The following is an 11531-nucleotide window of genomic DNA, read 5'->3' on the forward strand; positions in this document are numbered from 1 at the left end:
CCGGGGTCCGTTCATCCCGAAGGCTGGACGGCCGCCGGGGGTACCGACGCTTCACACGCGCCACTTGTATTTGCCGCCGCCGACCCATCTCACTTGCGCGGGGTCCTCGAGATCGACGTGCTTCCAGCCCACCTGACGCGCCAGCCTGATCACGTCCATCATGTCGTAGGCGACGCCCAGTGTTTCCCCGCCGGCCTGCACCGGACGGAAGGGTGGATCGCCGGGTATCACTCCCAGGACGACGACCGTCCTGCGCACGTCGTCGCTCATGCCTCCAGCATGGGCCCACAACAGAATCCACGCACGCCCGCCGGTCAGCCCCCGTCGGCCGCCGCCGCGAAAGCGCCCCGCGCCAAGCGGTGGAGGAGATCCGCCGTCGCGGTGCGGCCCGGGAGTGAGCCCGCGGGGGCGAGGTGCGGGGTCGAGTTCAGCAGGCCGAAGACCGCGTGGACGGCGGCTCGCGCGTCCGACTCGGCGAGGGCGGGATAGGCCTCCCGTACGGTCTCCACCCACAGCTCGACGTACTGCCGCTGCAGCTGGCGCACCAGCTTCCGGTCGCTCTCCCGGAGGCGGTCCAGCTCACGGTCGTGGAGGGTGATGAGCGGACGGTCGTCGAGCGCGAAGTCGATATGGCCCTCGATGAGCGCGTCGAGCAGCGCCTCGGGCGGGGCCGAGTCCTTTTCCCGCTCCATGGCGCAGCGTTTGCCGCCGGTCAGCAGCCGCTCGCTGATCCCGACGAGCAGCTCCGCGAGCATCGCGTCCTTGCCGGGGAAGTGTCGGTACAGACCGGGTCCGCTGATGCCGACGGCCGCTCCTATCTCGTCGACGCCGACGCCGTGGAAGCCGCGCTCGGCGAAGAGGCGGGCGGCCTCCTTGAGGATCTGCTCGCGTCGCGTGGGGGCGTCGGTCCTGGCGGTGGTGGTCATGCGATCGATTCTAGACAATGCGGTTAGCGGTCGTTAACCTGAAGGACATACGTTAACGCTCATTAACCGAGCAAGGGAGCTCGAGGGATGCAGCAGGCACCTGTGCTGACGAGCGCGGCGGATCCCGCGTCGCCGGCCTGGCAGGCCAACGAGGCGGCCCACGAAGAGCTGGCGGCGACCCTGCGCGCCAAGCTCGCGGCGGCCGCCCTCGGCGGTGGGGAGAAGGCCCGCGCCCGGCACACCGCGCGCGGCAAACTGCTGCCGCGGGACCGCGTGGACACGCTTCTGGACCCGGGTTCGCCCTTCCTGGAGCTCGCCCCGCTCGCCGCGAACGGCATGTACGGCGACCAGGCCCCGGCCGCCGGTGTGATCGCCGGCATCGGCCGGGTCTCGGGCCGCGAGTGCGTGATCGTCGCCAACGACGCGACCGTCAAGGGCGGCACGTACTACCCGATGACGGTGAAGAAGCACCTGCGGGCCCAGGAGGTGGCGCTGGAGAATCGTCTCCCCTGCCTCTACCTCGTCGACTCCGGCGGCGCCTTCCTGCCCCTGCAGGACGAGGTCTTCCCGGACCGCGAGCACTTCGGCCGGATCTTCTACAACCAGGCCCGGATGTCCGGCGCCGGCATCCCGCAGATCGCGGCGGTCCTCGGCTCCTGCACGGCCGGTGGCGCGTACGTCCCGGCGATGAGCGACGAGGCCGTGATCGTACGGAACCAGGGCACGATCTTCCTGGGTGGCCCGCCGCTGGTGAAGGCCGCGACCGGCGAGGTCGTGACGGCCGAGGAGCTGGGCGGCGGCGAGGTCCACTCCCGTACGTCCGGCGTCACCGACCACCTCGCCGAGGACGACGCCCACGCCCTCCGTATCGTCCGCAACATCGTCGCGACCCTCCCCGCGCGCGGCCCGCTCCCCTGGTCGGTCGAGCCGGTCGAGGAGCCGAAGGTCGACCCGGCGGGGCTCTACGGCGCGGTGCCGGTGGACTCCCGTACGCCCTACGACGCGCGCGAGGTCATCGCGCGGATCGTGGACGCCTCCCGTTTCCAGGAGTTCAAGGCGGAGTACGGGCAGACGCTGGTCACCGGCTTCGCCCGGATCCACGGACACCCGGTCGGGATCGTCGCCAACAACGGCATCCTGTTCTCCGAGTCCGCCCAGAAGGGCGCGCACTTCATCGAGCTGTGCGACCAGCGCGGCATCCCGCTGCTCTTCCTGCAGAACATCTCCGGCTTCATGGTCGGCCGTGACTACGAGGCGGGCGGCATCGCCAAGCACGGCGCCAAGATGGTGACGGCCGTGGCCTGCACCCGCGTACCGAAGCTGACGGTGGTCGTCGGCGGCTCGTACGGCGCGGGCAACTACTCGATGTGCGGCCGGGCGTACTCCCCCCGCTTCCTGTGGATGTGGCCCAACGCCAAGATCTCCGTCATGGGCGGCGAGCAGGCCGCGTCCGTCCTCGCGACGGTCAAGCGGGACCAGCTCGGCGACGGGTGGAGCGCGGAGGAGGAAGAGGACTTCAAGGCCCCGATCCGCGCGCAGTACGAGACCCAGGGCAACGCCTACTACGCGACGGCCCGGCTCTGGGACGACGGGGTCATCGACCCGATGGAGACCCGACAGGTGGTGGGTCTCGCACTGACGGCCTGCGCCAACGCGCCCCTGGGTGATCCCCAGTTCGGCGTCTTCCGGATGTGAGGGACCAAACGATGCGGCAGATGTTCGACACAGTCCTTGTGGCCAACCGGGGCGAGATCGCGGTCCGGGTCATCCGCACCCTGCGCGCTCTCGGTGTCCGCTCGGTCGCGGTGTACAGCGACGCGGACGCCGAGGCCCGGCACGTACGGGAGGCGGACACGGCGGTACGGATCGGTCCGCCGCCGGCCTCGGAGTCGTACCTGTCGGTGGACGCGCTCCTCGACGCGGCGCGGCGGACGGGGGCCCAGGCGGTCCACCCCGGCTACGGCTTCCTCGCGGAGAACGCGGGGTTCGCGCGGGCGTGCGCCGAGGCGGGCCTGGTGTTCATCGGCCCGCCGGCCTCCGCGATCTCTCTGATGGGCGACAAGATCCGGGCGAAGGAGACCGTGAAGGCGGCGGGCGTGCCGGTGGTGCCGGGCGCCGCCGACCCCGAACTGGCCGAGGCCGCCCGCGAGCTGGGCGCACCCGTGCTGCTGAAGCCCTCGGCGGGCGGCGGCGGCAAGGGCATGCGGCTCGTGCGGGACCTGACGGTCCTGGAGGACGAGATCGCGGCGGCCCGCCGTGAGGCCCGCTCCTCCTTCGGCGACGACACCCTGCTCGTGGAGCGGTGGATCGACCGCCCGCGCCACATCGAGATCCAGGTCCTGGCCGACACCCACGGGAACGTCCTCCACCTCGGTGAGCGCGAGTGCTCGTTGCAGCGGCGCCACCAGAAGATCATCGAGGAGGCGCCGAGCGTCCTGCTGACCCCGGAGATCCGGGCGCAGATGGGCGCGGCGGCGGTGGAGGCGGCGCGGTCCTGCGGGTATGTCGGCGCGGGAACGGTCGAGTTCATCGTGCCGGGCGTGGACCCTTCCTCGTACTACTTCATGGAGATGAACACCCGGCTGCAGGTGGAGCACCCGGTGACGGAGCTGATCACCGGGATCGACCTGGTGGAGTGGCAGCTGCGGGTGGCGGCGGGTGAGGAGCTGGCGTTCGCCCAGTCGGACGTCCGGCTCGACGGCTGGGCGATCGAGGCCCGGATCTGCGCCGAGGACCCCTCCCGGGGCTTCCTGCCCTCGGGTGGCACGGTCCTCGGCCTGCGGGAGCCGGAGGGAGACGGTGTCCGCACGGACTCCGGTCTGTCGCAGGGCACGGAGGTCGGCAGCCTGTACGACCCGATGCTGTCGAAGGTCATCGTGCACGCGAAGGACCGGCCGACGGCTCTGCGCAAGCTCCGCGCGGCCCTCGCGGACACGGTCACCCTGGGCGTCCCGACGAACGCGGGCTTCCTGCGCCGCCTGCTGTCCCACCCGGACGTCGTCTCGGGCGACCTGGACACGGGCCTGGTGGAGCGCGACGCGGAGGGCCTGGTCGACGGGTCGGTCCCGCCGGAGGTCTACGCGGCGGCGGCGCTGCTGCGGCGCTTCCCCGGGCGCGGCGGCGAGGGCGGCGCCGAGCGTGGCGGCTCCGCCGACGGCTGGGTCGACCCCTTCGACGCCCCCACGGGCTGGCGCCTGGGCGGCGTCCCCGCCTGGACGACCCGCCACTTCCGCGTCCCGGGCCACGACCCGGTACCGACCTGGGTACGCGGCACGGAGAAGGCCGCGGAGTTCCACATCGGCGCCCATCCGAACGAGCCGGCGCCGCCGGGCGAAGCCCTGGCGGCACCCACGGGCGACGCGACGGCGTCGGGCTCGGCAGCAGGCACGCTGGACGAAGCCCCGCACGGCGCGGCACCCACCGGCGGCGCGCAGCTGCCGTCCGCACCCGGCGACGCCGGGGTATTGGCCGCTGCCCTGGGCAGCACTCCCCTCGCCCCCGGCAGGGTTTCGGGAAGGGGCGGGGTGGGGGGACTCACCATCCACCTCGACGGCGTCACCCGCCACTTCCACGTCACCCCCTCCCCCGAGGGGATCTGGCTCGGCCGCGACGGGCACTCCTGGCACGTCCTCGACCACGACCCCGTCACCGCCGCCCTCACCGGCGCCCGGCACGGCGGCGCCGACACGCTCGCCGCGCCCATGCCCGGGACCGTCACCGTCGTGAAGGTGGCGGTCGGGGACGAGGTCGAGGCCGGGCAGAGTCTGCTCGTCGTCGAGGCGATGAAGATGGAGCACGTCATCTCCGCCCCGCACGCCGGCACCGTCACCGAGCTGGACGCCACCCCCGGCTCCACCGTCGCCATGGACCAGATCCTCGCCGTGGTGACCCCCAGGGAGGAATCATGACCACGGGCCTGCCCATGACCGTGCCCGCCCCCGGGCTCCCCGCCCGGGTGCGGATCCACGAGGTCGGACCGCGCGACGGACTGCAGAACGAGAAGACCGTCGTACCGACCGCGGTCAAGGCCGAGTTCGTCCGGCGGCTCGCCGGCGCCGGGCTCTCCACCGTCGAGGCGACCAGCTTCGTCCACCCCAAGTGGGTGCCCCAGCTCGCCGACGCCGAGGAGCTGTTCCCGCTCCTGCGAGGCATCCCGGCCCGGCTTCCCGTCCTCGTCCCGAACGAGCGCGGGCTCGACCGGGCCCTGGCCCTCGGCGCCCGCGAGATCGCCGTCTTCGCCTCCGCCACCGAGTCCTTCGCCAAGGCCAACCTGAACCGGACCGTCGACGAGGCCCTCGCCATGTTCGAGCCCGTCGTCATCCGCGCCATAGAGCAGGGGCTGAAGGTCCGGGGCTATCTCTCGATGTGCTTCGGCGACCCCTGGGAGGGCGCCGTCCCCGTCGAGCAGGTCGTCCGTGTCACCAAGGCGCTCGCCGACATGGGGTGTGACGAGCTGAGCCTCGGCGACACCATCGGCGTCGCCACCCCCGGCCATGTCGAGGCCCTGCTGACGGCGCTCAACGAGGCGGGGGTTCCCACCTCCCGTCTGGCCGTGCACTTCCACGACACCTACGGCCAGGCCCTGTCCAACACGCTCGCCGCGCTGCGGCACGGCGTGACCACCGTCGACGCCTCCGCCGGCGGCCTCGGCGGCTGCCCGTACGCGAAGAGCGCGACGGGCAACCTCGCCACCGAAGACCTCGTGTGGATGCTCGACGGCCTCGGCATCGACACCGGGGTCGACCTGGCCGCCCTCACCGCCACCAGCGTGTGGATGGCCGAACAGCTGGGCCGACCGAGCCCTTCCCGTACCGTTCGCGCCCTCTCCCACAAGGAGTCCTGATCATGTCGCTCGACCACCGCCTCTCGTCGGAACACGAGGAACTGCGCCGCACCGTCGAGGAGTTCGCCCACGACGTCGTCGCGCCGAAGATCGGCGACTACTACGAGCGCCATGAGTTCCCGTACGAGATCGTGCGCGAGATGGGCCGCATGGGCCTGTTCGGTCTGCCCTTCCCCGAGGAGTACGGCGGGATGGGCGGCGACTACCTCGCCCTCGGTATCGCCCTCGAAGAACTCGCCCGCGTCGACTCCTCCGTCGCCATCACCCTGGAGGCGGGTGTCTCGCTCGGCGCGATGCCGGTCTACCGCTTCGGCACCGAGGAGCAGAAGCAGGAGTGGCTGCCCCGGATGTGCTCGGGCGAGATCCTGGGCGCCTTCGGGCTGACCGAGCCCGGCGCGGGCAGCGACGCCGGCGGCACCCGCACCACCGCCGTCCGCGACGGCGACGACTGGGTCATCAACGGCTCGAAGTGCTTCATCACCAACTCCGGTACGGACATCACGGGCCTGGTCACCGTGACGGCGGTGACCGGCCGCAAGGCGGACGGCCGTCCCCTGATCTCCTCGATCATCGTGCCCTCCGGCACCCCGGGCTTCACCGTCGCCGCCCCCTACTCCAAGGTCGGCTGGAACGCCTCGGACACCCGGGAGCTGTCCTTCGACGACGTGCGCGTGCCGGCCGCGAACCTGCTCGGTGAAGAGGGCCGCGGGTACGCCCAGTTCCTCCGGATCCTCGACGAGGGCCGGATCGCGATCTCGGCGCTGGCGACCGGGCTCGCGCAGGGCTGTGTCGACGAGTCGGTGAAGTACGCGAAGGAACGGCACGCCTTCGGCCGGCCGATCGGCGACAACCAGGCGATCCAGTTCAAGATCGCGGACATGGAGATGCGGGCGCACATGGCCCGGATCGGCTGGCGCGACGCGGCGTCCCGGCTGGTCCTTGGCGAGCCGTTCAAGAAGGAGGCGGCGCTGGCGAAGCTGTACTCGTCCACCGTGGCGGTCGACAACGCCCGCGAGGCGACGCAGATCCACGGCGGCTACGGCTTCATGAACGAGTATCCGGTGGCCCGGATGTGGCGCGACTCCAAGATCCTGGAGATCGGCGAGGGCACGAGCGAGGTCCAGCGCATGCTGATCGCCCGGGAGTTGGGCCTCTCCGCCTGACCGGTCCCTCGATGGTTCCGGCCCCTCGGCTTTTCGGGCTCCCCGGTTGTTCCGGCTCCTCCGGAGCCGGGGCGGCCGGGGCGGCCGGGGCGGCCGGACCCGTGAGCTTCTGGTGGTGGCCGCCCTCTCTCCGAGTGTGGCGGGTTCCACCGTCGCCTCAAGGGCGCTCCTCCGTCGCGTCGGCTTCGCCGATTCCGCTCCGCTCCACCCTTGACCCGCCGCCTCCACCCGCCTTTTCACACTCGGAGGGCGGCCCGGGGGCGTGGCCACGCGATCTCGCCCGTCGGCGCTCAGCGCCGTGGGCGGCCGTCGGCCCGTGGGTGGGATTGCGCACCGGTTGAATGGGGCGGTGACGGCGGCGCTTGGCGTCCTGCGGCCGGTGGACGGCTGGGATTCATGCCCCGCTGGTCACTCCCGGTGGGTGGTGACCATTCACGCCCCCTGGCCGCCGGGGAACCGAAAAGCCTCCGCCGCGCGCCCGCAGCGACCGTAACCCCTCCCTACTCCCAGTAACCCATGGAGCAAAGGGGGTGAACTAGGGCAACCTACTAGCCGGGCGCCGTTGATGGCGCAGTTACGGTCGCGCCGGGACCCTCACCCCCACCGGGAGTGACCAGCGGGGCATGAAGCCCAACTCACCACCGGCCGGAACACGCTGAGCACCGCCGGGCCGCCCCATTCCACTGCCGCGCATGACCACCCACGCGCCCGCAGGCGCCGAACAGAGCCGCACCGCCCCCGGCCTGGACGCGTGGCCACGCCCCCCGGCCGCCCTCCGAGTGTGAAAAGGCGCCCGGAGCCGGGCGGTCAAGGGTGGGCGAAGCCCATCGCGCAGCGACGCGACGAAGGAGCGCCCTTGAGGGGCCGGGGACGGGCGCCACACTCGGAGCGAGGGCGGCCGACCCAGAAGCTCACAAGGGCCCGACGCCACGTCAGCCGAGGAGACCTTCGGCCGTGGCGGTCACGAACGCGGAGAACGCGGCCGGCGTGGCCAGGAAGGCGGGGCCGTCGGGGTTCTTGGAGTCCCGGACGGCGACATGGGCGGTGAGGTCGGCGACCTCGACGCACTCGCCGCCGCTGGAGCCGCTGAAGGACGACTTGCGCCAGGCGGCGGCGCCGAGCGGGGCGCACTCGACGCACTCCCCGCCGTCGGAGCCGCTGTATGACGACTTACGCCACCGCAGGTCCTGGCTGGTGCCCATACCGTTCCTCCATCACGCGTGCGATCAGCGCTGCCGAGTCCTCCCGGGAGAGGGCTGTGGCTTGCAGCCGAGCGTATCCGACGGAACGCTCCCTCATCACTTGTGGATTGGCGGTCATGTGGCCCCCTCCGTAGACCGGCGCGTAGAAGAGGTCCGGGTCGTCCTCGAAGCGCAGAAGCGTGAACGAACCCATCAGGCCCGCGTGCTGCCCCACAGCGAACGGGAGCACCTGAACCTGGACCCACGGGTGGTTCAGGAAGCTCAACAGGTGGGCGAGTTGCTTTCGCATCACCTCGGCGCCGCCGATCTCCAGATGCAGTGTGGCCTCGTCGAGCACGACGCACAGCACGGGCGGGTGCTCGCGCTCCAGGATGCGCTGGCGCTCCATCCGGGCAGCCACCATCTCGTCGAGCTTGTCCGAATGGTCGACGCTCAGCACCGCCCTCGCATACTCGGGCGTCTGGAGCAGGCCGTACACCAGCTGCGCCTGGTACGTCGAGATGTACGTCGCCTTCGCTTCCATCTCCGCGTACGGCTGAAACCAGTTCGGCAACTGGCTCTTCAGCACCAACCCCACCAGCCGCGAGAACACCCCGCCCGTCATCAGCGCCGCGTCCAGCTGCTCCGAGAACCGCCGCGTCGGGACCTTCTTCGCCGTCTCGATCTGGCCGATCAGGGACGCCGTGCAGAAGACGATGTCGCCCAACTGCGCCTGGTTGAGCCCCGCCTCCTCCCTGAGACGGCGGAGCTCCGCTCCGTAATAGTCCAGCGGCGAGGCACTCGGATCCAGACTGCGGATGTTGACCACGAGGAGGTCACCCCCAAGCTCACGCATGACTGCGTTCGTTTCGTTCCGTAGCCGAGCGTAATCAACCCACCTCATCCTGGTGGCATGAATCACGTAACTGACCTCTATCCGGCGGAACTTCAGGCGAGCTACCGCATGGGCTTCACTGTCGGTGAGCACTCCGCCGGTCACATGCGCCGCATCCTCCGCATGTTCCTCACACGCTGGGACCTCGCCCACCTCACCGACGCCGCCGAGCTCGCGCTCACGGAGCTCGTCGCCAACGTCGTACGGCACGTTCCCGGGCGGCGCTGCACCGTGTTGATCCTGCGCGAGCCGCACGCTCTCCGGGTAGAGGTCACCGACACGACCCCCGGGCCCCTGTACGCGAAGGCGGCCGACCCACTCGCCGAAACCGGTCGGGGGCTCACGCTCGTCGAGGCCGTGACGGATCGGTGGGGGGTGGAGCCGTCCGCCGACGGAAAGACGGTGTGGTTCGAGTGCAACTCACAGAATGCCCCTGGCATGTGACCCACACCCCAGCACCTCCACCCCGCCCACCCCTACTGATCCACCTGAGGTTAGGCTAACCTTCCCTCGACTTGCCCAGGCCGACCCCGGCACGTACGAAAGCGACTCGCCATGCCCAGCAACGCCCGAGCCACTCATCTCACCCGTCGCGGTCTGCTCGCCGCGGGCGGCGCCCTCGGGCTGGGCGCCGCGCTCGCCGCCTGCGGCAGCGAGACGAAGGGCGGTGCCGCCTCCGGCGCCTCCGAGAAGGCCGGCCCGTGGAAGTTCACGGACGACCGCGGCACGGCCGTCGAGGCGAAGTCCACCCCGAAGAACATCGTCGCCTTCACCGGTATGGCCGCCGCGCTGAAGGACTTCGGCATCGAGGTCAAGGGCGTCTTCGGCCCGACGTACGTCGAGGACCCGAAGACCAAGGAGAAGAAGCCGGACGTCCAGGCCGGCGACCTCGACATCACCAAGGTCAAGGTCATCGGCAACGTCTGGGGCGAGTTCAAGATCGAGGAGTACCTCAAGCTCAACCCCGAGCTCCTCATCACGGACATGTGGGAGAAGAACGACCTCTGGTACGTCCCGGCCGAGCAGAAGGACAAGATCCTCAAGATCGCCCCGAGCGTCGCCCTGTGGGCCTCCGACAAGTCCATGCCGGCCGTGCTCCAGCGCCACGCCGACCTCGCCGCCTCGCTCGGCGCCGACGTCAAGACCAAGAAGATCCTGGACGACAAGGCCCGCTTCGAGGCCGCCGCCGAGCGCGTCCGTCAGGCCGCCAAGGGCAAGAAGGACATCAAGGTCCTGATCGGCTCCGGCTCCCCCGACCTCTTCTACGTCTCCACCCCCGTCCGGCCGACGGACACGCTCTACTTCAAGGAGCTGGGCGTCACCCTGGTCGTCCCCACCAAGCTGGACGAGGGCGGCTGGTTCGAGGGCCTCAGCTGGGAGAACGTCGACAAGTACAAGGCCGACGTCATCCTGCTCGACAACCGCACCGGCACCCTCCAGCCGGAGCAGCTGAAGGCCAAGCCGACCTGGAACGCCCTGCCCGCCGTCAAGGCCGGCCAGGTCTTCCCGCGCGTGACCGAGCCCATCTACTCCTACGCCAAGTGCGCCCCGCTCCTGGAGGACCTGGCGAAGGCCCTGGAGAACGCGAAGAAGGTGGCCTGACCCCATGACGAGCGCCGAGACCGCCCCGTTCCAGTTCTTCTCCCTCCAGGTCGACCGGACGAGGCGGCTCGGGCCGTCCCTGGTCCGGGTCACCTTCACCGGAGAGGACCTGAAGACCTTCGCCTCCGGCGGACGCGACCAGTCGCTCTCCCTCTTCCTGCCGCACCCCGGCCAGGAGGCGCCCGTCCTGCCGCCGCTGGACAACCCGGACATGTACGCGATCCTGGGCGCCTGGCGCGCGATGCCGGACGACGAGCGGGCCGTGATGCGCTCGTACACCGTCCGCGAGCAGCGCACCGATCCTCGCCCCGAGGTCGACATCGACTTCGCGCTGCACGAGGACGGCGGCCCCGCCTGCCGCTGGGCCCAGCACGCCGCATCGGGTGACCGGGTCGTCGTGCTCGGCCCCGCGGTCGCCGCGAACACCGGTGTCCGCTTCCAGCTGCCGGACGGCGCCGACTCCGTACTGATCTGGGCGGACGAGACGGCCCTACCGGCCGCCTCGGCGATCCTGGAGTGGCTGCCGGCCGAGACCCGGGCCCACGTCTACCTCGAAGTCCCCTACTCCGGCGACCGCCAGGAGCTCGCGACGCAGGCCGACGCCACCGTCACCTGGCTCGTACGGGAGGAGGGGGCGCCCTCCGCCGTGGACGCGGTGCGCACCGCCGAGCTGCCGGGCCGGGACCCGTACGTCTGGATCGCGGGCGAGTCCGGTGCGGTCAAGGCGCTGCGCCGGCACTTCGTGCGGGAGCGTGAACTCGACCGGCGCCGCGTCACGTTCGTCGGCTACTGGCGCAAGGGGCTGTCCGAGGACGCCCTGCGCGAGGTGCCGGACGAGACGCAGGAGGACGCGTAACCGTCCGGACGCGTGCCGGTCTACGACCCCTCATCCCTTCGTGGGTGGGGGGTCGTTGTGCTTCA

General features: G+C 71.0%; 11 protein-coding genes. 7 read left to right on the forward strand and 4 right to left on the reverse strand.

Annotated features, from left to right (window positions below; translation table 11 throughout):
- Positions 1–51: 51 nt before the first annotated feature.
- Entirely contained in the window at positions 52–270 is a 219-nt protein-coding gene (locus ACFYV5_RS21385) for a hypothetical protein (protein WP_355112205.1), read from the reverse strand.
- A gap of 44 nt (positions 271–314) precedes the next feature.
- Positions 315–926 (reverse strand): TetR/AcrR family transcriptional regulator, encoded by a 612-nt coding sequence (locus ACFYV5_RS21390; RefSeq protein ID WP_389170648.1) that lies wholly within the window; start codon positions 924–926, stop codon positions 315–317.
- 87 nt (positions 927–1013) lie between these two features.
- On the opposite strand from ACFYV5_RS21390, the gene ACFYV5_RS21395 reads away from it, so the two are divergent.
- The 4 genes from ACFYV5_RS21395 to ACFYV5_RS21410 are packed head-to-tail and all read left to right on the forward strand — an operon-like array spanning position 1014 to position 6932.
- Complete coding sequence (locus ACFYV5_RS21395) at positions 1014–2621, forward strand: carboxyl transferase domain-containing protein (protein WP_389170651.1); 1608 nt, start codon at positions 1014–1016, stop codon at positions 2619–2621.
- 20 nt (positions 2622–2641) lie between these two features.
- Positions 2642–4834, forward strand: coding sequence for an acetyl/propionyl/methylcrotonyl-CoA carboxylase subunit alpha (locus ACFYV5_RS21400; RefSeq protein WP_389170654.1), 2193 nt, complete (start codon positions 2642–2644; stop codon positions 4832–4834).
- Positions 4831–5769, forward strand: a complete 939-nt coding sequence (locus ACFYV5_RS21405; protein WP_389170657.1) for a hydroxymethylglutaryl-CoA lyase — start codon at positions 4831–4833, stop codon at positions 5767–5769. Before ACFYV5_RS21400 ends, ACFYV5_RS21405 begins: the two co-directional genes overlap by 4 nt.
- A gap of 2 nt (positions 5770–5771) precedes the next feature.
- On the forward strand, positions 5772–6932 hold the full coding sequence (locus tag ACFYV5_RS21410; protein WP_355112215.1) for an acyl-CoA dehydrogenase family protein: 1161 nt from the start codon (positions 5772–5774) through the stop codon (positions 6930–6932).
- A 932-nt stretch (positions 6933–7864) separates the two neighbouring features.
- Here ACFYV5_RS21410 and ACFYV5_RS21415 read toward each other — a convergent pair.
- Both ACFYV5_RS21415 and ACFYV5_RS21420 read right to left on the reverse strand, forming a co-directional pair.
- A complete protein-coding gene (locus ACFYV5_RS21415; protein WP_389170662.1) occupies positions 7865–8134 on the reverse strand; it encodes a DUF397 domain-containing protein in 270 nt (89 codons plus the stop codon).
- Positions 8103–8942 (reverse strand): Scr1 family TA system antitoxin-like transcriptional regulator, encoded by an 840-nt coding sequence (locus ACFYV5_RS21420; protein WP_389171097.1) that lies wholly within the window; start codon positions 8940–8942, stop codon positions 8103–8105. Before ACFYV5_RS21420 ends, ACFYV5_RS21415 begins: the two co-directional genes overlap by 32 nt.
- Before the next feature lie 84 nt (positions 8943–9026).
- Here ACFYV5_RS21420 and ACFYV5_RS21425 point away from each other — a divergent pair, with 84 nt between their 5' ends.
- The 3 genes from ACFYV5_RS21425 to ACFYV5_RS21435 all read left to right on the forward strand — a co-directional run bounded on the left by ACFYV5_RS21425 (position 9027) and on the right by ACFYV5_RS21435 (position 11466).
- Entirely contained in the window at positions 9027–9452 is a 426-nt protein-coding gene (locus tag ACFYV5_RS21425) for an ATP-binding protein (RefSeq protein ID WP_355112221.1), read from the forward strand.
- 111 nt (positions 9453–9563) lie between these two features.
- Complete coding sequence (locus tag ACFYV5_RS21430) at positions 9564–10610, forward strand: ABC transporter substrate-binding protein (RefSeq protein WP_355112223.1); 1047 nt, start codon at positions 9564–9566, stop codon at positions 10608–10610.
- 4 nt (positions 10611–10614) lie between these two features.
- Positions 10615–11466 carry a siderophore-interacting protein gene (locus tag ACFYV5_RS21435; RefSeq protein ID WP_389170666.1) on the forward strand — a complete coding sequence of 284 codons (852 nt, stop codon included), beginning with the start codon at positions 10615–10617 and terminating at the stop codon, positions 11464–11466.
- The last annotated feature ends 65 nt before the right edge of the window (positions 11467–11531 follow it).

Source organism: Streptomyces sp. NPDC003035, from assembly GCF_042888285.1.
GTDB lineage: Bacteria > Actinomycetota > Actinomycetes > Streptomycetales > Streptomycetaceae > Streptomyces.

Excerpts from the sequence above, each read along its gene's own strand:
- ACFYV5_RS21385 (WP_355112205.1), bottom strand. The coding sequence starts at position 270 with ATGAGCGACGACGTGCGCAGGACGGTCGTCGTCCTGGGAGTGATACCC.
- ACFYV5_RS21390 (WP_389170648.1), bottom strand. The coding sequence starts at position 926 with ATGACCACCACCGCCAGGACCGACGCCCCCACGCGACGCGAGCAGATC.
- ACFYV5_RS21395 (WP_389170651.1), top strand. The coding sequence starts at position 1,014 with ATGCAGCAGGCACCTGTGCTGACGAGCGCGGCGGATCCCGCGTCGCCG.
- ACFYV5_RS21400 (WP_389170654.1), top strand. The coding sequence starts at position 2,642 with ATGTTCGACACAGTCCTTGTGGCCAACCGGGGCGAGATCGCGGTCCGG.
- ACFYV5_RS21405 (WP_389170657.1), top strand. The coding sequence starts at position 4,831 with ATGACCACGGGCCTGCCCATGACCGTGCCCGCCCCCGGGCTCCCCGCC.
- ACFYV5_RS21410 (WP_355112215.1), top strand. The coding sequence starts at position 5,772 with ATGTCGCTCGACCACCGCCTCTCGTCGGAACACGAGGAACTGCGCCGC.
- ACFYV5_RS21415 (WP_389170662.1), bottom strand. The coding sequence starts at position 8,134 with ATGGGCACCAGCCAGGACCTGCGGTGGCGTAAGTCGTCATACAGCGGC.
- ACFYV5_RS21425 (WP_355112221.1), top strand. The coding sequence starts at position 9,027 with ATGAATCACGTAACTGACCTCTATCCGGCGGAACTTCAGGCGAGCTAC.
- ACFYV5_RS21430 (WP_355112223.1), top strand. The coding sequence starts at position 9,564 with ATGCCCAGCAACGCCCGAGCCACTCATCTCACCCGTCGCGGTCTGCTC.
- ACFYV5_RS21435 (WP_389170666.1), top strand. The coding sequence starts at position 10,615 with ATGACGAGCGCCGAGACCGCCCCGTTCCAGTTCTTCTCCCTCCAGGTC.